The following is a 19,851-nucleotide window of genomic DNA, read 5'->3' on the forward strand; positions in this document are numbered from 1 at the left end:
GGCCCACTGATACGTGCCTCGACTCCTGTGTGTTCAGACTCCGGCAGAGTCCAAGGCGGACTGGAGCGACTGGCGGTAGCCGTCACTCGTGTACGTCGCTCCGGAGACCGTGTCTATCTCTGCGCTCTGCGCGGCCAGTGCCTCGCGCCGCAGCTGGGGGATGGCGTAACTGTTGATCTCCTGGTCGCGCGGATTGTCCTGCGGGTAGGTGACGGCGGTCACTTCCGTGAGCTTGCCGTTCTTCACCGTGACCCGCACCTGGACCGGGCCCCAGCGGGTCTGGACCGAGTCGCCGGTGACCGTCTTCGTACCGGTGGCCTTCTTGCCGGTGGATCCGCTGGACCCGCCCGAGGACCCGCCGGCCGACGCGCTCGCACTGCTGGACGGCACGGGCGACTGCGTGCCCACTGCCAGAGCCGGGCTCGTGTGCGGCTTCAGCGACAGGAGCAGCACCATCCCGGAGACGGTGGCCGCGCTCGCCAGCACGATGCGGCGCAGGGGTCGGGTCTTCTTCAACGCGTGCACGGGGGCCTCACAGCTCGAACGACTCGTGGTGGATACGGCGGTCCGGCACACCGGCGGCGCGCAGCGCCCCGTACAGGTCCTGGGCGAAGCCGTGCGGACCACAGATGTACACGTCGTGCCCGGACAGGTCGGGGAAGGTCGCGCGCAGGGCGTCGGCGGTGAGTGCCGGGCGCTCCCCGTGCGCGCCGTTGAGGGCGTACAGCACCTTCGCCCCGCGCCAGCGCGCGATGGCCTCCAGCTCCCCGCCCAGGGCCAGGTCCTCGGCCGTACGGGCCCGGTAGAGCAGCGTCACCTCGCCGGGCAGCGTCTCGAACAGCGCCCGCAGTGGGGTGATCCCGACGCCGCCCGCGATCAGCAGGGACCTGTGCGCGGTCTGCCGGTCGGCGGTCAGGGAGCCGTACGGCCCCTCCGCCCACACCCGGGTGCCCGGCCGCAGCAGGGACACCGCCGCGCTGTGGTCGCCGAGCGCCTTGACCGTGATGCGCAGCAGGTCGGGGCGGGGCGGCGCCGACAGCGAGTACGGCGTCGACGTCCAGCCCATGCCCTGCCCGAAGAACCGCCAGCGGAAGAACTGCCCCGGCCGCGCCCCCAGCTCCGCCAGCCGCCGCCCGCGTACGACGACCGAGTACACGCCCGGCGCCTCCCGGTGCACGGACTCCACCCGCAGCCGGTGACGCAGATTGAGCCTCACCGGCACGAGGACCCGGAACCACACCACCAGGGCCGCGACGCCCAGGTACAGGGCGTACCAGGCCGCCGTGGCCACCGGCTTCCCGTTGAAGTCGTTGCCGAGCGCCAACTGGTGGCCGAAGGCCAGGAAGACGGCGGCGTAGGTGAGCAGATGGACGTAGTACCAGAACTCGTAGCTGGTCCGGCGGCGCACCGCCCGCGCCGAGGTGATGCCGACGGCGAAGAGGATCACCGTGCCCGCGGTGGCCTTGAGCATCTCCGGATAGTCGAGGATCACCGTGACCGTCTCGTGGACGATCGAGGCGCCGTCCTGGGCGGCGTACCCGGCGAGGATCAGCACGATGTGCGCGACCAGCAGGCAGACCGTGTAGCGGCCCGCCATCGCGTGCCAGCGCACCACCCGGTCCGAGCCGATCCGCCGCTCCAGGAGCGGCACCCGGGCCATGAGCCCGACGAGCACCGCGCAGGAGTACCCGCACAGCAGCCCGGCGATCCGCCCGGCGCCGGTCAGCCAGCCGGCCGTACCGACGACCGAACCGGTGTCCGTCCACCACAGCGCCACCACGGCCGCCGCCCCGGCCCACAGCAGGGCGAGCAGGGGGCCCGCGGGGGAGCTGCGGGGAACCGGCGTCACGGCCGGCGCCGCCCGCCGTTCGTACAGGGTGGTCATGTGTGGGCCCTTTCTCCCGGGTGCTCCCGTCCGCCGTGCCACTGTGCTGCGTGAACCTCTGAGGAAGCTCTGAGACGGCGCCCTGTGGGCCCACTCACAGGAAACTCAGAGCCACGGGGGTCACCCGCGGCCGCCGGGAGGAGCGATGCTGTAGACGCGATGAACGCGATGCACACGACCCGCTCCGGCCGGCCCGCCCTCACCCGGCCCGACGGCACCCCCCTACGTGTCCTCGTCGTCGACGACGACCCGGACCTCGCCGAGGTGCTCACCGGCGCCCTGCGCTACGAGGGCTGGGAGGTGCGCGCGGCCGGCGACGGCGCCGGCGCGGTGACCGCGGCACGCGAGCTGCTGCCCGACGCGGTGGTCCTCGACGTGATGCTCCCCGACACCGACGGCTTCGCCGTGCTGCGCTCGTTGCACGAGGTGAAGCCGGACGTCTGTGTGCTCTTCCTCACCGCCCGGGACGCGGTCGAGGACCGGATCGCGGGGATCACCGCGGGCGGCGACGACTACGTCACCAAGCCGTTCAGCCTGGAGGAGGTCGTCGCCCGGCTGCGCGGACTGCTGCGGCGGGCGGGCATGGCCCGGCAGCAGGAGGAGGGCCCGCGGCTGGCCGTCGGCGACCTGGTCATGGACGAGGAGGCCCGTGAGGTGACCCGGGCCGGCGAACTGATCGAACTGTCCCCGACCGAGTTCGAGCTCCTGCGGTTCCTGATGCGCAATCCACGCCGGGTGCTCAGCAAGGCGCAGATCCTCGACCGGGTGTGGTCGTACGACTTCGGCGGCCGCGCCCATGTCGTCGAGCTGTACATCTCGTATCTGCGCAAGAAGGTGGACGCGGGCCGCGAGCCCATGATCCACACCGTGCGCGGGGCCGGGTACGTGCTGAAGCCGGTGGGCAGGTGAGACTCCCGCGCCGGCTACGGCGCCTGCCCCGGCCGCGTACCCTGCGGGCCCGGCTCACCGTGGGCCTGGTGGTGCTGCTGGCGGTGAGCTGCGCGGCCGTCGGGCTCGCCGCGGTGGTCGGGCTCAGCGGCTACCTCACACAGCGCCTCGACGAACAACTCGTCCAGGTCGGCACCCGGTTCCCGGCGAGTCTGGAGCACAGCGGCCGGCTGCCGAACGATCACGACGGGGACGAGCACGGCGACACCCGCAGACAGGCCACGGGCACCTTCGGCGCCCGCCTGGTGAACGGCACGGTCACCAACAAGGGGCTGGTCCGCTCCGGGAACCTGGCCGTGGAGCTGAATGTCGACCTGACCGACGCGGACCAGCGGCGGCTGGCCGCGGTACCGGTCGACGGCAGGGCCCACACCGTCCGCCTCTCCTCCCTGGACGACTACCGGGTCGTGGCGTCCCGGGGCCTCGACCGCGATGTGCTGATCGTCGGCCTGCCGCTGGAGCCGGTGGAGGCCATCGTGCACCGGCTGGAACTGGTCGCCGCGATCGTCTTCGGCCTGGCCCTGGCCGTCGCGGGCGTCACCGGGGCGCTGTGGGTCCGCTGGTCGCTGCGTCCGCTCAGCCGGGTCGCGGCGACCGCCACCCGGGTCAGCGAACTCCCGCTGGCCAGCGGTGAGGTGGCGCTGCCGCCCCGGGCCCCCGAGGCCGACCCGCGCGGCGAGGTGGGCCGGGTCGCCGCCGCCTTCAACCGCATGCTGGGCCATGTCGAGGACGCCCTGACCAAGCGGCATGCCAGTGAGGAGCGGCTGCGCACCTTCGCCGCCGACGCCAGCCATGAGCTGCGCACCCCGGTCGCCTCGGTCCGTGGCCACGCGGAACTCGCCCTGCTCCACCCCGGGCCCGTGCCGCCGGAGGTCACCCGGGCGCTGGAGCGGATCGCCGCCGAGTCCTCCCGGATGGGCGAGATGGTCGACGACCTGCTGCTGCTCGCCCGCCTGGACGCGGGCCGCCCCCTGGAGCGCCGCCCCGTCGACCTCACCCATCTGGTCCTGGACGCCGTCACGGACGCCAGCGCGGCCGGCCCCGATCACCGCTGGACGCTGGAGCTGCCGGAGGAGCCGGTGACGGTGACCGGCGACGCGCATCGTCTCCAACAGGTGTTGGCCAACCTGTTGGCCAACGCGCGTTTGCACACACCTGTTGGCACGAAGGTGACGGTGTCCCTGGACACGGAGGGCGATACGGAGGGCGGCGCGGACGGAAGCAGGACGGCGACCCTGAAGGTCCACGACGACGGCCCCGGCGTCCCCGAGGACGTCCGGCCCGGCGTCTTCGAGCGCTTCACCCGGGCCGAGCACCGCCGCCGCACGGACGCCTCGGGCGGCGGCGCCGGGCTGGGTCTGTCGATCGTGGCGGCGGTGGTGGAGGCGCACGGGGGAAGCGTGGGCCTGGAGAGCCGCCCCGGGGCGACGACGTTCTCGGTACGGCTGCCGGTGGCGCTCAGTACCGGGTGATCGCCGTCGTCCCGGCCGCCGTTCCGATCGCGATGTGCGGACGCGCCTTCGGGTCCGCCCACTTCAGGATGCGTTGCATCGCGTCCGCCGGCACCGACACACAACCCGCCGTGGCCCCGCTCCCGTTGACGTGCAGGAAGATCCCGGCCCCCCGCCCGCGCACCGGATGCGCGTAGTTGAAGCCGATGACGAGCGCGTGGGCGTACTGACCGGCGTACGAGACGAGGTGCTCGGACTCGGAGGCGCGGCAGTCGGCCGGGAGGGGTTCGGTCCAGCGGTTGTACGAGCGGGACGCGTTGTCCTGGCACCACCACGAGTTCTCGTGCACCGGACGGTAGGTGACGGACGTACCGCCCGGGGCCGCCTTGATGCCGAAGGCGAACGGCAGGTCGTACAGCCCCGTCGGCGTCGTGTACGTGCCCTGCTTGCGCGACGCCCCCTCGGCGAGCCCCCTCGCGCCGAAGCGGGCCGGTGCCGAACCGGCCTGCACCCACTGCCCGCCCCGCAGGTCCCACCAGATGAGCGTGCCCGACGTCGAGGCGGTGCCTGCTGCCTGAGCGGTGATCAGCTGGGTGCCGCCCCCGGTGTCCGCCATACGGGCGGGCAGCGGGGCGGTCGCACCGGCCGGTGCGAAGCCGGGCGTGAGGAGGGACAGGGAGGCGAGGGTGACCACGACACCGGGGCGCATGGCTCAGACGGTAGAGGGCGGGAGCGGCAGCGGCAGCCCTGGTAGGCCATCCAGGCTAGTCGCCACGTGTTCCTTGTTCCGGAAGTAGTCGCTCAGCGATGCGTCGTCCTCGCGGGCGAAGCGCTTTCCGTGCAGATCGCGGTCCGCGTCGTACGTCATGAAGGGCACCGCGTATCCGCAGGTGTCCCGGACCAGTTCGGCGTGGACGACGATGATCGCGCGCAGGCCGTGCGGGGTGGGGTCGATGCCGGGGAAGTGGCTGAGCAGCTCCCCGAACCGGGCGTCGTCACGGAAGACGGCCTCGCCCCGCCCGTGCACCCGCACGATGTTCGGCGGGCCCTGGAAGGCGCACCACATCAGGGTGATCCGGCCGTTCTCCCGCAGATGCGCGATGGTCTCCGCGTTGGATCCGGCGAAGTCCAGATACGCCACGGTGTGCTCGTCGAGCACCGCGAAGGAGCCCTTGAGGCCCTTGGGGGAGAGGTTGACGGTGCCGTCGCCGGACAGGGGTGCGGTCGCGGTGAAGAAGAGGGGCTGTTCCTCGATGAACGTGCGGAGCCTGCCGTCGATGCGCTCATAGGTCTTTCCCATGGCCAACGATTATCGGGAGAGTCCTTTCGGCTGTCTAAGGATTTCCCTGACCCGCGATCCGCGATCCGCGATCCGGCGACCCGCGATCCGGTGATCCCGCGATCCCGCGGTCGACCGGTCCACCTGTCCACCGTGGCCGCCCCGGCCGGAGGGAGTGCGGGGCGGCCACAGCAACCTGTCACCTCACTTGGTGAGCGTGCAGGCGGCCAGGGAGTCGAGGCCCGTCGGCTTGGCCGACGTGCGGCCGATGGCGATGGCGATGCGGTCGATCGTCGAGACGCGCTTGCCCTGGAGGGGGCCGAGGATGGCGTTGTTGACGAAGTTGGGGCCGCCCTGGCCCACGGTGTCGACCAGGCGCTTGTTGGCTTCCTGGATCTGGGTCTGGAGGAGGGCGAGGTTGCGGTCGACCTCGGCCTTGGCGGAGGCGGGGATCGCGGGGAGCTTCGAGGCCACGTCCGGGCAGCTGATCGTGCCCACGGCGGCGTTGGCGTTGTTCGTGCCGCCGGTGGACTGCTGCGCGCCCGTCGCGCCCGGGGTGGCCGTCGCGTTGTTGCCCGCGGCGGCACCGCCCGTGTTGGTGCCCGCGTTCGCGCCGCCCGCGTTCAGTGTGCACGGTGCCAGCGCGTCCAGGCCCGTCGGCTTGGCGGCCGTACGCCCGATCGCCGTGGCGATGCGGTTGACGGTCGCCACCCGCTTGTCCTTGAGGGGTCCGAGGATGGCGTTGTTGACGAAGTTGGGGCCGCCCTGGCCCACGGTGTCGACCAGGCGCTTGTTGGCTTCCTGGATCTGGGTCTGGAGCAGGGCGAGGTTGCGGTCGACCTCGGCCTTGGCGGAGGCGGGGATCGCCGGGAGCTTCGAGGCCACGTCCGGGCAGGTGATCGTGCCGGGGCTCGCGAGGGTGCGGGCGTTCGTGGCGCTGCCGCTCTTGGCAGGCGTCCCGGCGAGGGCGGAGCCGGCGATGACCGCGCCGGACAGCGCCACGGCGGCAGCGCCACCGATGACGGCCACGCGACGCTTGTTGTACTTCGGAAGAGCCCTGGACATGCGGATGCCTCACTTGGGTCAGGAGTGGGTTTCTGCGAACGTGGCGCCGGCGTTCGGGGGTGAGTACGGGAAAGCGGTTTCGTCTGTTCAACGTCTCTTCGAAACTCTCCCGACGGGTTCGCGGATTGACGAATCATGCAGAACACTGCATACTCATGCATGTCGGCAATGCACGGTGAGGAGACACCAGTGACCGAGCGCGTAGTACTCGCCTACTCGGGCGGTCTGGACACCTCCGTCGCCATCGGCTGGATCGCCGAGGAGACGGGCGCCGAGGTCATCGCGGTCGCGGTCGACGTCGGTCAGGGCGGCGAGGACCTGGACGTCATCCGCAAGCGCGCCCTCGCGTGCGGGGCGGTGGAGGCCGAGGTCGCGGACGCCAAGGACGAGTTCGCCGACGAGTACTGCCTCCCGGCGATCAAGGCCAACGCCCTCTACATGGACCGGTACCCGCTGGTCTCCGCCCTGTCCCGGCCGGCGATCGTCAAGCACCTCGTCGCCGCCGCCCGGAAGCACGGCGCCACCACGGTCGCCCACGGCTGCACCGGCAAGGGCAACGACCAGGTCCGCTTCGAGGCCGGCATCGTCGCCCTCGCCCCCGACCTCAAGTGCATCGCCCCGGTCCGCGACTACGCGATGACCCGCGACAAGGCGATCGCTTTCTGCGAGGCCAAGCGGCTCCCGATCGCCACCACCAAGAAGTCCCCGTACTCCATCGACCAGAACGTCTTCGGGCGCGCGGTCGAGACGGGCTTCCTGGAGGACATCTGGAACGCCCCGATCGAGGACATCTACGAGTACACCTCCAACCCGGCCGAGCCCCGCGAGGCCGACGAGGTGATCATCACCTTCGAGCACGGCGTCCCCGTCGCCATCGACGGCAAGGCCGTCACCGTCCTCCAGGCGATCCAGCAGCTCAACGAGCGCGCCGGCGCCCAGGGCATCGGCCGGATCGACATGGTCGAGGACCGTCTCGTGGGCATCAAGTCCCGCGAGGTGTACGAGGCCCCGGGCGCGATCGCGCTCATCACGGCCCACCAGGAGCTGGAGAACGTCACCGTCGAGCGCGAACTCGCCCGCTACAAGCGGCAGGTGGAGCAGCGCTGGGGCGAACTGGTCTACGACGGCCAGTGGTTCTCCCCGCTCAAGCGCGCCCTCGACGGCTTCATCGCCGAGGCCAATCAGCACGTCGACGGCGACATCCGGATGACCCTGCACGGCGGCCGCGCGGTCGTCACCGGCCGGCGCTCCGAGTCGTCGCTGTACGACTTCAACCTCGCCACGTACGACACGGGCGACACCTTCGACCAGGCCGCGGCCAAGGGCTTCATCGACATCTACAGCATGTCCTCGAAGATCGCGGCGCAGCGTCAGTCGCGGGCGTAGCCTGACGCGACCTCGCGTAAGCAGTAACGCCACTGCCGCCTCCCTGACCGCCGGTCGGCAGGGAGGCGGCGGCACATCCGTCTCTCTCTAGGAGCAACGCAAGTGAGCAGCAACAGCGGTGACGTACGGCTCTGGGGCGGCCGTTTCGCCGACGGTCCCGCCGAGGCCCTGGCCAAGCTGTCCGCGTCCGTCCACTTCGACTGGCGGCTCGCGCCCTACGACATCGCCGGTTCGCGTGCCCACGCGCGCGTGCTGAACAAGGCGGGACTCCTCACGGAGGACGAGCTGACCCGGATGCTCGCCGGGCTCGACCAGCTCGAAGCGGACGTCGCCGACGGCTCCTTCGTCGGCACCATCGCCGACGAGGACGTCCACACCGCCCTGGAGCGCGGCCTACTGGAGCGCCTCGGCCCCGACCTCGGCGGCAAGCTGCGCGCGGGCCGGTCGCGGAACGACCAGGTGGCGACCCTCTTCCGGATGTACCTGAGGGACCACGCCCGTACGATCGGCGGTCTGATCGCCGACCTCCAGGACGCCCTGATCGGCCTCGCCGAAGCCCACCCGGACGTGGCCATGCCCGGCCGCACCCACCTCCAGCACGCCCAGCCGGTCCTCTTCGCCCACCACGTCCTCGCGCACGTCCAGTCCCTGTCCCGGGACGCCGAGCGGCTGCGCCAGTGGGACGAGCGCACGGCGGTCTCGCCGTACGGCTCCGGTGCCCTCGCCGGCTCCTCCCTGGGCCTGGACCCGGAGGCGGTCGCCAAGGACCTCGGCTTCGAGCACGGCAGTGTCGGCAACTCCATCGACGGCACGGCCTCCCGTGACTTCGTCGCCGAGTTCGCCTTCATCACGGCGATGATCGGGGTGAACCTCTCCCGGATCTCCGAGGAGATCATCATCTGGAACACGAAGGAGTTCTCCTTCGTCACGCTGCACGACGCGTTCTCCACCGGCTCGTCGATCATGCCGCAGAAGAAGAACCCGGACATCGCGGAGCTGGCGCGCGGCAAGTCCGGCCGGCTGATCGGCAATCTGACGGGTCTGCTGGCGACCCTGAAGGCCCTGCCGCTGGCCTACAACCGCGACCTCCAGGAGGACAAGGAGCCGGTCTTCGACTCCTGCGACCAGCTGGAGGTGCTGCTCCCGGCCTTCACCGGCATGATCGCCACGCTCACGGTCAACCGCGAGCGCATGGAGGAGCTGGCCCCGGCCGGCTTCTCCCTCGCCACCGACATCGCGGAGTGGCTGGTCAAGCAGGGCGTACCGTTCCGCGTGGCGCACGAGGTCGCGGGGGAGTGCGTCAAGGTCGCCGAGTCCGAGGGCAAGGAACTGGACGGCCTCACGGACGAGCAGTTCGCGAAGATCTCCGCCCACCTCACACCGGAGGTACGGAGCGTCCTGAACGTCCCGGGCGCCTTGGCCTCCCGCAACGGCCGCGGCGGTACTGCCCCGAGCGCGGTCGCGGTCCAGCTGGCCGAACTGAAGCAGGACGTGGCGGTTCAGCACGAGTGGGCGACGGCCAAGTAGGAGCGACGGTCCAGCAGGAATCGGACCAGTGCGGGAGTCGAAGGTCATCGCGGGTTACTTTGGTCGCAAGCCGTAACGGAGCCGACCGAACGGAGCCCGCGATGCCCTTCGCGCGACTGGCCTCAGCAACGACCCCGACCTGCCACATCGGACTCGGTCTCGCCGCCGTCGGCCGCCCCGGCTACATCAACCTCGGCCGGGACCACGACCTGGGCGAGGACCGCAGCGTCGGGACGCTGCGCACCCGCACCCACGAACTCCTCGACGCCGCCTACGCCCAGGGCGTGCGCTACTTCGACGTCGCCCGTTCCTACGGCCGCTCCGAGGAGTTCCTCGCCGACTGGCTGAATGCCCGCCCCGACATCGACGACATCGTCGTCGGCAGCAAATGGGGCTACACCTACACCGCCGGCTGGTCCGCCGACGCGGAGGAGCACGAGGTCAAGGACCACAGCCTCGCCACCTACGAGCGGCAGCGCGCCGAGACCGACGAACTGCTCGGCGACCGCCTCGACCTCTACCAGATCCATTCGGTGACCCCGGACAGCCCGGCCCTCACCGACAAGGAACTCCACAGCCGGCTCGCCCAGGCCGCCGCCGAGGGCATGACCATCGGCTTCTCCACCAGCGGCCCCGCCCAGGCCGATACCGTCCGGGCCGCCCTCGCCGTGACCGTCGACGGCGAGCCCCTCTTCCGCACCGTCCAGTCGACCTACAACGCCCTGGAGACCTCGGCCGGCCCCGCCCTCGCCGAGGCCCATGACGCCGGGCTCACGGTGATCGTCAAGGAAGGCATGGCCAACGGGCGGCTCGCGGAGCCGCACGCACCGGACGCGTTGAAGGCCGTGGCCGCGGAGACCTCCCTCGGCTGCGACGCCGTGGCCCTCGCCCTGATCCTGCGCCTGCCGTGGGCCGGGATCGTCCTCTCCGGCGCCGCGACCACCAACCAGCTCGCCTCCAACCTGCACGCCGCCGTCGTCGACCTCGACGAGGACCAGCTGGAGCGGCTCGCGGCCCTCGTCGAGGAGCCGGCCGCGTACTGGGAGCGGCGCGGGCAGCTGCCCTGGCACTGACGGAGCACCCGCACCGACCAGCAACGATGAGTCACGCATGCCTATTGTGAGACAGAGATGTCTCACATGGGCTACGATTGTTTCATGGCCCTCGATCGTGACCACGTGCTGCGCAGTGCCGCGGCCCTGCTGACCCGTAAATCCACCGCCACCATGGACGAGGTCGCCAGGGCGGCCGGGATCAGCCGCGCCACGCTGCACCGCCACTTCGCCGGGCGCGACGCGCTCGTGCGGGCGCTGGAGGCGCTCGGCATCGCGGAGTGCGAGGCCGCGCTCGACGTGGCCCGGCTCGACGAGGGACCCGCGAGCGAGGCCGTACGCCGGCTGGTGCGGGCGATCGAGCCCGCCGCCGGACTGCTCGCCTTCCTCTACACCGAGAACCAGCTGTTCGAGGGCGAGGAACAGAACGAGGGCTGGGCCCGCCTCGACGCCCGCGTCGCCGCCCTGTTCCGGCGTGGCCAGGCCGGCGGCGAGTTCCGCATCGACCTCACCCCGGCATGGCTCACCGAGGCGCTGTACGGCCTGATGGCCTCCGGCGCCTGGGCGGTCGCGGAAGGCCGCGTGGCCCCCAAGGACTTCACCCACATGATCACCGAGCTGTTGCTCGGTGGCGCACTCCGAAGAGAGGAATCATGACCAGCACCCTGCAGCCGGCCCCCATGGCGGAGGTGGAGAAGCGTCCGGGCCGTTGGCTCGCGCTCTCCGTCCTCGTGCTGGCCGTGCTGCTGGTGGCCGTCGACGCGACCGTCCTCGGTCTCGCGACCCCCTACATCAGCGAAGACCTCAACCCCTCCGGCACCCAGCTCCTGTGGATCGGTGACGTCTACTCCTTCGTCATCGCCGGACTGCTGGTCTCCATGGGCAGCCTCGGCGACCGCATCGGCCGCAAGCGGATCCTGCTCGGCGGCGCCACGGTGTTCGGCGCGATATCCGTGCTCAACGCCTACGCCACGACGCCGGAGCTGCTGATCCTGGCGCGGGCGCTGCTCGGTGTCGCGGGCGCGACCCTGATGCCCGCCACACTCGCCCTGATCCGCAATCTGTTCCACGACCCGCGCGAGCGCAGCCTCGCGGTCGGCATCTGGGGCGCCACCGCCTCCGCCGGCACGGCCGTGGGGCCGATCGTGGGCGGCTTCCTCCTCGGGCACTTCTGGTGGGGCTCGGTCTTCCTCATCAACCTGCCGGTGATGGTGGTCCTCGTCCTCGTCGGCATCAGGACGCTGCCCGAGTCCCGGAACCCCGATCCCGGTCCCTGGGACCTGATCAGCGTCGTGCTGTCGCTGGTCGGCATGATCGGCGTCGTCTACGCCGTCAAGGAGGCCGCCACGCACGGCCTCACCCCGGCGACGCTCGCCGCGGGCCTGCTGGGCGCCGCCGCGCTGTACGGCTTCGTCCACCGCCAGCTCACCATGCCCACGCCCCTGCTGGACATGCGGCTGTTCCGCAAGCGGGGCTTCAGCGGCGCGGTCCTCGCCGACCTGCTGACCGTGCTCGGCATGTCCGGCCTGGTGTTCTTCCTCTCCCAGTACCTGCAACTCGTCCAGGGCAGGCGCCCGTTCGAGGCTGGTCTGGCCGAACTGCCCGCCGCGGTCGGCGCGGTGGCGGCCGGTCTCGTCGCGGGCCGCGCGGCCCGGCGCTTCTCGGTACGGGCCGTGGTCTCCGGCGGCCTCGCGGTGGTGGGCCTGGCCCTCGCCGTCCTCACGACGCTGGGGCGGTCGACGGGCTATCCGGTCCTGGGCGCGGCGCTCCTGGTCGTCGGCGTGGGCGCGGGCTTCTCCTTCACCGTCACCGCCGACGTGATCCTCTCCAGCGTCCCCAAGGACCAGGCGGGCGCTGCCTCCGCGGTCTCCGAAACGGCGTACGAACTCGGCGCCGCCCTGGGCATCGCCCTGCTCGGCTCGATCGTGACCGGCGTCTACCGCGACTTCACGGGCCCGGCCGGCACCCCGGAAGCGGCCCATGAATCACTGGGCGCGGCGGTGCAAACGGCGACGACCCTCCCCGCCCACACCTCGGCGGAACTCCTGACGGCGGCCCGGGACGCCTTCGTCCACGGCCTGCACCTGGCATCAGGCGCAGGAGCGGCCGTCCTGCTGGCAACAGCGGCGGCGGCATGGTTCCTACTGAAGGACCAGAAACTGGAAAGCACCGGCTGAGGAAAGCGCCCCAAAGGGGCGCGGGGAACTGCGCGACAAGCCACAACGCACCGGCACTCGCACTACGACAGAACCCCTAGGGCGATTAGGCGGCTTTGGCCTTGGTCGCATACATGTCGACGTACTCCTGCCCCGACAGCCGCATGACCTCCGCCATCACGGAGTCGGTCACCGCCCGCAGCACATACCGGTCCCGGTCCATCCCCTCGTACCGGGAGAACTCCATCGCCTCACCGAAGCGAACGGTCACACGGCCCGGCCGCGGAATACCCCGCCCCCCCGGCTGCAACTTGTCCGTGCCGATCATCGCGAAGGGAACCACCGGCGCGCCCGTCATCAGCGTGAGGCGGGCGATGCCGGTGCGGCCCCGGTACAGCCGGCCGTCGGGCGACCGCGTGCCCTCGGGGTAGATGCCGAAGACCTTTCCCTCCTCAAGGATCCGGCGACCGGTCATCAGCGCGGCCACGCCACCGCTCGCCCCGTCCCGGTCCACCGGGATCATGCCGACGCCGGTGAAGAACCAGGCCATCAGCCGGCCCTTGAGGCTCTTGCCGGTGACGTACTCGTCCTTGCCGATGAAGAACACCTGCCGCTTGGTCACCAGCGGCAGCACGAGGGAGTCGATGAACGTGAGATGGTTGCCGGCCAGGATGACCGGTCCGTCGCTCGGGATGCGCTCCGCGCCCTCCACCTGGGGGCGGAACATCAGGCGCATGATCGGTCCGAGCACTGCCTTGATGAGCGCGAAGCGGGACAACGGGTCCTCCGATGTCGAGGGGGTCGATATGAGTCTGTGCAGGTGAGGACATTACTCGCGGCTCCGGGGGAAACGCACATCGGGTGCGTCCGCTTCACCGAGGTCTTACGTACTGTTGACGCAGGTTTACCTGCGGTGGCGTGCCGGAATCCGCGCGTGACGCCGGTGCGACGATGTGATGGACATCGCGCGGTTGGCCCATCGGGCCGGGTACCCGCGCCGTCCGGGCCGATGCCGACGGACCGTCACATCTTGCTTTCCTCATGACATCCGGCGTCACCCGCGTGTTCGAACGGAGGTCTCCCGGCAGTCATGTCCACGCCCCTACCATCGGGCCGCAATCACGGGCGGACGGCAGGAGGGCCCTCATGGAAAGCCACGAGTCGAACGAGCAGACGCAGGGCACCGCACGACGGGCGCTTCTCGGCGCCGCGGTGCTCGGCGCGGGCGGAGCGGTCTTCGGGCTGCCCGGCGCCGCCAGAGCCGCGGAGGCCAAGGCGGCCCGGACCGGTGGTGGTCTGAAGAGCCTGCCCAAGCCGACGATCATCGGCCACCGGGGTACCAGCGGCTACCGGCCCGAGCACACCTTCGGGTCGTACAACCTGGCCCTCGACCTCGGCGCCGACGTCGTCGAGGCCGGCGACCTGGTCCCCACCAAGGACGGCCATCTGGTCTGCCGCCACGAGCCCGAGATCGGCGGCACCACGAACGTCGCGGACCACCCCGAGTTCGCCGACCGCAAGACCACCAAGGTGCTGGACGGCGTCTCCACCACCGGCTGGTTCACCGAGGACTTCACGCTCGCCGAGCTGAAGACGCTGCGCGCGATCGAGCGCATCCCGGCCAACCGCCCGCACAACACCCTCTACGACGGGCGCTGGGAGATCCCCACCTTCGAAGAGGTCCTCAAGTGGCAGGACGAGGAGACCCGCAAGCGGGGCAAGCAGGTCTGGATCTACCCGGAGACCAAGCACCCCACCTACTTCCGCAAGCTGGGCCTCGGCCTTGAGGAGCGGGTCGCCAAGCTGCTGCGCAAGTACGGCAAGGACCGGCGGAACTCGCCCGTCATCCTGCAGTCCTTCGAGCCGACCAGCATCCAGCGCCTGAACAAGCTGGTCGACAACCCGCTCGTGGTCCTGCTCTCCGGTGCGACCAGCCGCCCCTGGGACTTCGTCGAGGCGGGCGACCCGCGCACGGTCGCCGACCTCATCACGCCCAAGGGCCTCCGGGAGATCGCCGGCTATGCGCAGGGCATCGGCCCGACGCTCGACCTGGTCATCCCGAAGGACGCCGACGGCAGGCTCACCACGCCGACGACCCTGGTCGCGGACGCGCACAAAGTGGGTCTGATCCTGCACCCCTACACCATGCGCAACGAGAACCCCTTCCTCCCGGCGGAGTTCCGCAAGGGCACCGGCGCCGACGCCTACGGAGACTCCTTCGGGGCATTCAAGACGTACTTCGCGACCGGTATCGACGGTGTCTTCACCGACAACGCGGACACCGGTGTGCTCGCCCGCGAGGACTTCGTCAACGGCTGAGCCCGCTGAACCCGTTCGGGTAGACCCGCGGCCGCCCCGGCAACCTGCCGTCGGGGCGGCCGCGTCGTTCCGCATATGACGCACGATCTGGTTGCCGCGCTGAGCCCGCTGCTCACCGCCGAGGCATCCGCCGAGGCATATGCCTCCGGAACCGAACCGGGTGACCTGGAGCAGGCGGTCTGGCTGCGCCTCCTTGAGCGACTGGACTCCGACGGGCCGCCGCTCGACCCCGAGGCGTGGCTGCGCAAGGCCGTCCGCGCCGAGGTGCGCCGCAGTCGTCGTACGAACCGTCTTGAGCGGCCGTACGACACGGAGCCCGCCGACGACAGCGGCCGCGGGCCCGAGCAGCTCGCCCTCACCGCCGCCAGACACCGTGCCCTGCGGGACGCGGTCCGCCGGCTGCCCGGCCGCTGCCCTCGTCTGATGGAGGCGCTGCTCTCCCCGAAGGACCTCACATACCGGGAGATCGCGGGGGAGTTGGGTATCTCACAGGGCAGTCTTGGCCCGGAACGTTCCCGATGTCTGGGATGTCTGCGTCGATTGCTCGCACCGGAGGTTGCGGCCCGCGAAGTGCGGGGATAGGAGTGGGGGACGACAGACGATCAGGTGAGCGGGAGGCGTGCGCACATGGGCATGAGCGTGACCATCTCGGTGGCGACCGAACAGGACACGGAGCAGATCTTCAGGCTCCAGTACCTGTGCTTCCAGAGCGAGGCGGCGTTGTACGGCAACTACCGCATCGACCCGCTCGTCCAGAGTCTCGACTCGGTCCGTCAGGAGGTCGCCTCCGACTGCGTCTTCGTCGCCCGGCTCGGCGAAGAGGTGGTCGGCTCGGTGCGCGGCACGGTGACCGAGGACGGCGCGGCCGCCATCGGCAAGCTCTGCGTCCACCCGCGTCTGCAGGGCCACGGCATCGGCGCCAGACTGCTGCGCGCGGCCGAGGGAGCCCTCGCCGAGGAGCGCGGCGCCAAGAAGTTCCGCCTCCACACCGGCCACCGCAGCGAGGGGAACCTGCGGCTGTACCGGCGGGTGGGCTACGAGACGGTGGGCACGTCCAAGGGTGCGGACGGCGTACCGATGATCGTCCTGGAGAAGCCGGCGGGGTCGTACGCGACTACGGCCTGACGCCGTCCCGCGCCTTCCGTAGCCAGTACATGGCCGACAGGGGCAGCAGTACGGGGATGAAGACGTACCCCATCCCGTAGTCGGACCAGACCGTCGCGTCCGGGAAGGCCGACGGCTCGACCAGGGTCCACGTACCGACGACGAGCACTCCCACGAGTTCGGCGGCGCAGCACACCATTGCCGCCCTGCGGGCCTTCTCGCCGCCACGCACCAGCGAGTACGTGATGAACCCGTACACCACACCCGCGACCGCGGACAGCGAGTAGGCGAGCGGCGCCCGCTCGAAGTCCGTCGTGATCTGGACGACGGAGCGTGAGACGGCTCCGACGACCATCACGCCGTAGAACCAGACGAGCAGCATGCCCGGCCCGCTGATGAGCCGCGTCCGCGCCGGCTTCGTCTCCTCCGTGGCCGTCATCTCACCCTCCCCAGATGTCGAAGAGCCGCACTTCGAGCACGGCCAGCACCACGCCGCCCGCGGCGACGGTCACCGACCCCCACCGCGTCCGCTCGGCCAGCGACATGAAGCCCGCCGCCGGGATGCACGCGAACGCCCCCAGCAGATACGCCACGAAGATCGTCGTGCCCTGCTCCGGCTTCTCGCCCCGCGCCAGCTGGACCACCCCGATCACCAGCTGCACCACGGCCAGCAGTGACACCACTGCCATGCCGATGAAGTGCCAGTCCTTGGTCGGCTGGTCACGATAGGCGGCCCACCCGCACCAGGCGGCGAGCAGCAGCGCGGCGACACTGGTCACCAGCGTCAGGGCATTGAGCATGCGCAGACCCTATTACGGGCCAAACGGTCCGATGCGGTCGCCCCCGCCGTACACCGTAGGGTCTAGACCATGACGATCCATGCTCAGGCACTCCTGTTCGACAATGACGGCACCCTTGTCTCCTCACTCGACTCCGTGGACAGGTGCTGGGCGCGGTGGGCGCGGGAGTTCGGGATCACGGCGGAGGACTTCGCGCGGGTCGAGCTGCACGGGCGGACCGCGGTGGAGATAGTCGCCGATCTGCTGCCCGCGGAGGTCGTCGCGGAGGCGGTCGCGCGGGTCGAGCAGCTGGAGGTGGAGGATGTGCCGGACGGCGGTGTCCGGCTGCTGCCCGGTACCCGGGACTTCCTGGACTCGCTGCCCGCCGAGCGGTGGGCCGTCGTCACCTCCGCCACCCGGCGGCTGGCCGAGGCGCGGCTCGACGCCGTGGGGGTCCGGCCCAAGATGCTGGTCGCCGCCGATGACGTCACGCGCGGCAAGCCCGACCCCGAGCCCTATCTGCTCGCCGCGCGCCGGCTGGGCGTCGATCCGGCCCGCTGCGTCGTCTTCGAGGACGCCCCGGCGGGGCTCCGGGCAGGCCGTGCCGCCGGGATGACCACCGTGGCCTTGGCCACAACCCACCCGGCCCAGGAACTGGTCGCCGACCTGGTCGTCGACGACCTGTCGGCCTTGTCCGCCCTGGTCACCGACGGGGGAGTGGCGATCTCCGTACGCCGCTGACCAGTGTCCACCACTGTCCAGCATGTGGACGACCGCGGACTGTCAGGACCGTACGTCTGGTTTACTGATCGCATGACCACGACGAGCAGCCGCACCCTTGCGACCGAGGCGACCATGACGCCCGGTGCTCGTTGTCTGTGTCGAATGTGCGCCTTCTAGAGGGCCCCTGCACCACCTGAGCCTCGCGCCCCGAAGCGAGAGCCGTGGCACGTCCGCGTGTCGTCCGACGACGTCCGCGACGCAAGCCGCCCCGCGCACATGTTCTCCCCCGGTTCCATCGCCACCGCGAGAACCGTGCCGCGTCCCTGAACGAATGCACCTGTGCCCGGGCACACCCACGCCCGCGCACTCGACAGTGACGGAATCACAGTGATCACCACATCGGGCCTGACCAAGGTCTACCGCTCGCGCGGCCGAGAGGTCACCGCCCTCGACGGCGTCGATCTCCACGTCCGCGAAGGCGAGGTGTACGGCGTCATCGGCCAGTCCGGCGCCGGCAAGTCCTCGCTCATCCGCTGCGTCAACCTGCTGGAACGCCCCACCGCCGGGACCGTGACCGTCGCCGGGCAGGACCTCACCGCCCTCGCCGGGCGCGGTCCGCGGGCCGGCCGGGAACTGCGCCGGGCGCGCAGCCGGATCGGCATGGTCTTCCAGCACTTCAACCTGCTGTCCTCGCGCACCGTGCAGGACAACGTCGAGCTGCCGCTGGAGATCCTCGGCAGGTCGGGCAAGGACCGCTCCCGCAAGGCGCTCGAACTGCTCGACCTCGTCGGCCTCACCGACAAGGCCAAGGCCTACCCGGCCCAGCTCTCCGGCGGACAGAAGCAGCGCGTCGGCATCGCCCGCGCCCTCGCCGGCGACCCCAAGGTGCTGCTCTCCGACGAGGCCACCAGCGCCCTCGACCCCGAGACCACCCGCTCCATCCTCCAGCTGCTGCGCGACCTGAACCGGCAGCTGGGCCTGACCGTCCTGCTCATCACGCACGAGATGGACGTGGTCAAGAGCATCTGCGACTCGGCCGCGCTCATGGAGCAGGGACGCATCGTCGAGTCCGGCACCGTCAGCGAGCTGCTCGCCACCCCCGGCTCCGAACTGGCCGCCGCGCTGTTCCCGGTCGGCGGCGAGGCCACCGGCGCCGACCGGACGGTGCTCGACGTCACCTTCCACGGCGAGGCCGCCACCCAGCCGGTCATCTCCCAGCTCTCGCGCACCTACAACATCGACATATCGATCCTCGGCGCCGCCATCGACACCGTCGGCGGCCTCCAGATCGGCCGTATGCGCATCGAACTGCCCGGCCGCTACGAGGACAACGTCGTGCCCATCGGGTTCCTGCGTGAACAGGGCCTGCAGATCGATGTCGTGGGCGAAGCGGGCCAGGAGCCCGTGCTGGTGAAGGAAGGTGCCAAGTGACCTGGTCCGAGATGCAGCCGCTGCTGTCCCAGGCGTGTTGGGACACGCTCTACATGGTCGGCTGGTCCACGCTCATCGCCGTCGTCGGCGGGCTTCCGCTCGGCATCCTGCTCGTCCTCACCGACAAGGGCGGACTGCTGCAGAACGTCGTCGCCAACAAGGTCGTCGGGCAGATCGTGAACATCGCCCGCTCGATGCCGTTCATCATCCTGATGGTCGCGCTGATGAGCTTCACCCGCTGGATCACGGGGACGACCATCGGCCGCGAGGCCGCCATCGTGCCGCTCGCCATCGGCGCCATCCCGTTCTTCGCCCGACTCGTCGAGACGGCTGTCCGCGAAGTGGACGGCGGGCTCGTCGAGGCCGTGCAGTCGATGGGCGGCAACACCTGGACCATCGTCCGCAAGGTCCTCGTACCCGAGTCGCTGCCCTCGCTGATCTCCAGCACCACGACCACGGTCGTCGCCCTCATCGGCTACTCCGCCATGGCCGGCACGGTCGGCGCGGGCGGCCTCGGCGACATCGCCATCCGCTACGGCTACCAGCGCTTCGAGACGCAGATGATGTGGATCACCGTGGCGATCCTTGCCGTCGTCATCTCGGTCATCCAGTTCGCCGGTGACTACGCGGCCCGCTCCCTGCACCGGCGCGGCGGCCGCTCCGGCCCGGCGCCGAAGCTGCGCCTGCTCAAGGCCAGGACACCCGCGCCCGCCGACGTGAGCAAGGCCGCCTGAGCCCCCCAAAAG

General features: G+C 70.7%; 21 protein-coding genes. 13 read left to right on the top strand and 8 right to left on the bottom strand.

What is annotated here, in order from left to right; genetic code table 11:
- Positions 1-33: 33 nt before the first annotated feature.
- Positions 34-525 (bottom strand): FMN-binding protein, encoded by a 492-nt coding sequence (locus tag AB0I54_RS16910; protein ID WP_363296755.1) that lies wholly within the window; start codon positions 523-525, stop codon positions 34-36.
- Positions 526-532: 7 nt separating this feature from the next.
- Positions 533-1,885, bottom strand: coding sequence for a ferredoxin reductase family protein (locus AB0I54_RS16915; protein ID WP_363296756.1), 1,353 nt, complete (start codon positions 1,883-1,885; stop codon positions 533-535).
- 168 nt (positions 1,886-2,053) lie between these two features.
- On the opposite strand from AB0I54_RS16915, the gene AB0I54_RS16920 reads away from it, so the two are divergent.
- A complete protein-coding gene (locus tag AB0I54_RS16920; RefSeq protein ID WP_363296950.1) occupies positions 2,054-2,794 on the top strand; it encodes a response regulator transcription factor in 741 nt (246 codons plus the stop codon).
- Positions 2,791-4,305 carry a HAMP domain-containing sensor histidine kinase gene (locus AB0I54_RS16925; protein WP_363296757.1) on the top strand — a complete coding sequence of 505 codons (1,515 nt, stop codon included), beginning with the start codon at positions 2,791-2,793 and terminating at the stop codon, positions 4,303-4,305. The genes AB0I54_RS16920 and AB0I54_RS16925 overlap by 4 nt, the downstream gene beginning before the upstream one ends.
- On the opposite strand, the gene AB0I54_RS16930 is transcribed toward AB0I54_RS16925, so the two are convergent.
- From AB0I54_RS16930 to AB0I54_RS16940, 3 genes are all read right to left on the bottom strand, one after another.
- On the bottom strand, positions 4,292-4,993 hold the full coding sequence (locus AB0I54_RS16930; protein WP_363296758.1) for a L,D-transpeptidase family protein: 702 nt from the start codon (positions 4,991-4,993) through the stop codon (positions 4,292-4,294). The genes AB0I54_RS16925 and AB0I54_RS16930 overlap by 14 nt on opposite strands.
- Before the next feature lie 3 nt (positions 4,994-4,996).
- Positions 4,997-5,584 (bottom strand): pyridoxamine 5'-phosphate oxidase family protein, encoded by a 588-nt coding sequence (locus AB0I54_RS16935; RefSeq protein ID WP_363296759.1) that lies wholly within the window; start codon positions 5,582-5,584, stop codon positions 4,997-4,999.
- A gap of 183 nt (positions 5,585-5,767) precedes the next feature.
- Positions 5,768-6,628: a hypothetical protein gene (locus AB0I54_RS16940; RefSeq protein ID WP_363296760.1), complete on the bottom strand. Its 861-nt coding sequence runs from the start codon at positions 6,626-6,628 to the stop codon at positions 5,768-5,770.
- 189 nt (positions 6,629-6,817) lie between these two features.
- Here AB0I54_RS16940 and AB0I54_RS16945 point away from each other — a divergent pair, with 189 nt between their 5' ends.
- The 5 genes from AB0I54_RS16945 to AB0I54_RS16965 all read left to right on the top strand — a co-directional run bounded on the left by AB0I54_RS16945 (position 6,818) and on the right by AB0I54_RS16965 (position 12,770).
- Positions 6,818-8,014: an argininosuccinate synthase gene (locus tag AB0I54_RS16945; protein WP_363296761.1), complete on the top strand. Its 1,197-nt coding sequence runs from the start codon at positions 6,818-6,820 to the stop codon at positions 8,012-8,014.
- A 102-nt stretch (positions 8,015-8,116) separates the two neighbouring features.
- Complete coding sequence (argH, locus tag AB0I54_RS16950) at positions 8,117-9,541, top strand: argininosuccinate lyase (protein ID WP_363296762.1); 1,425 nt, start codon at positions 8,117-8,119, stop codon at positions 9,539-9,541.
- Positions 9,542-9,642: 101 nt separating this feature from the next.
- Positions 9,643-10,614, top strand: coding sequence for an aldo/keto reductase (locus AB0I54_RS16955; RefSeq protein WP_363296763.1), 972 nt, complete (start codon positions 9,643-9,645; stop codon positions 10,612-10,614).
- 84 nt (positions 10,615-10,698) lie between these two features.
- Entirely contained in the window at positions 10,699-11,250 is a 552-nt protein-coding gene (locus tag AB0I54_RS16960) for a helix-turn-helix domain-containing protein (protein WP_363296764.1), read from the top strand.
- Positions 11,247-12,770: an MFS transporter gene (locus AB0I54_RS16965; RefSeq protein WP_363296765.1), complete on the top strand. Its 1,524-nt coding sequence runs from the start codon at positions 11,247-11,249 to the stop codon at positions 12,768-12,770. The genes AB0I54_RS16960 and AB0I54_RS16965 overlap by 4 nt, the downstream gene beginning before the upstream one ends.
- A gap of 85 nt (positions 12,771-12,855) precedes the next feature.
- Here the strand turns inward: AB0I54_RS16965 and AB0I54_RS16970 are convergent, their stop codons facing one another.
- A complete protein-coding gene (locus AB0I54_RS16970; RefSeq protein WP_363296766.1) occupies positions 12,856-13,527 on the bottom strand; it encodes a lysophospholipid acyltransferase family protein in 672 nt (223 codons plus the stop codon).
- Between the two features lie 368 nt (positions 13,528-13,895).
- Between AB0I54_RS16970 and AB0I54_RS16975 the strand changes: the two genes are divergently transcribed.
- From AB0I54_RS16975 to AB0I54_RS16985, 3 genes are all read left to right on the top strand, one after another.
- Positions 13,896-15,068, top strand: coding sequence for a glycerophosphodiester phosphodiesterase (locus tag AB0I54_RS16975; protein ID WP_363296767.1), 1,173 nt, complete (start codon positions 13,896-13,898; stop codon positions 15,066-15,068).
- Between the two features lie 75 nt (positions 15,069-15,143).
- Entirely contained in the window at positions 15,144-15,650 is a 507-nt protein-coding gene (locus tag AB0I54_RS16980; RefSeq protein ID WP_363296768.1) for a sigma-70 family RNA polymerase sigma factor, read from the top strand.
- 45 nt (positions 15,651-15,695) lie between these two features.
- Positions 15,696-16,193: a GNAT family N-acetyltransferase gene (locus AB0I54_RS16985; protein ID WP_363296769.1), complete on the top strand. Its 498-nt coding sequence runs from the start codon at positions 15,696-15,698 to the stop codon at positions 16,191-16,193.
- On the opposite strand, the gene AB0I54_RS16990 is transcribed toward AB0I54_RS16985, so the two are convergent.
- Positions 16,183-16,611, bottom strand: a complete 429-nt coding sequence (locus AB0I54_RS16990) for a hypothetical protein (protein ID WP_363296770.1) — start codon at positions 16,609-16,611, stop codon at positions 16,183-16,185. The genes AB0I54_RS16985 and AB0I54_RS16990 overlap by 11 nt on opposite strands.
- A gap of 1 nt (position 16,612) precedes the next feature.
- Positions 16,613-16,972, bottom strand: a complete 360-nt coding sequence (locus AB0I54_RS16995; RefSeq protein ID WP_363296771.1) for a hypothetical protein — start codon at positions 16,970-16,972, stop codon at positions 16,613-16,615.
- 69 nt (positions 16,973-17,041) lie between these two features.
- Here AB0I54_RS16995 and AB0I54_RS17000 point away from each other — a divergent pair, with 69 nt between their 5' ends.
- The 3 genes from AB0I54_RS17000 (at position 17,042) to AB0I54_RS17010 (ending at position 19,839) form a co-directional block, all read left to right on the top strand.
- Positions 17,042-17,692 (top strand): HAD family hydrolase, encoded by a 651-nt coding sequence (locus AB0I54_RS17000; RefSeq protein WP_363296772.1) that lies wholly within the window; start codon positions 17,042-17,044, stop codon positions 17,690-17,692.
- A 369-nt stretch (positions 17,693-18,061) separates the two neighbouring features.
- Entirely contained in the window at positions 18,062-19,105 is a 1,044-nt protein-coding gene (locus AB0I54_RS17005; RefSeq protein WP_363296773.1) for an ATP-binding cassette domain-containing protein, read from the top strand.
- Positions 19,102-19,839, top strand: a complete 738-nt coding sequence (locus AB0I54_RS17010; RefSeq protein ID WP_363296774.1) for a methionine ABC transporter permease — start codon at positions 19,102-19,104, stop codon at positions 19,837-19,839. The genes AB0I54_RS17005 and AB0I54_RS17010 overlap by 4 nt, the downstream gene beginning before the upstream one ends.
- The last annotated feature ends 12 nt before the right edge of the window (positions 19,840-19,851 follow it).

Source organism: Streptomyces sp. NPDC050625, assembly GCF_040654755.1.
GTDB lineage: Bacteria > Actinomycetota > Actinomycetes > Streptomycetales > Streptomycetaceae > Streptomyces.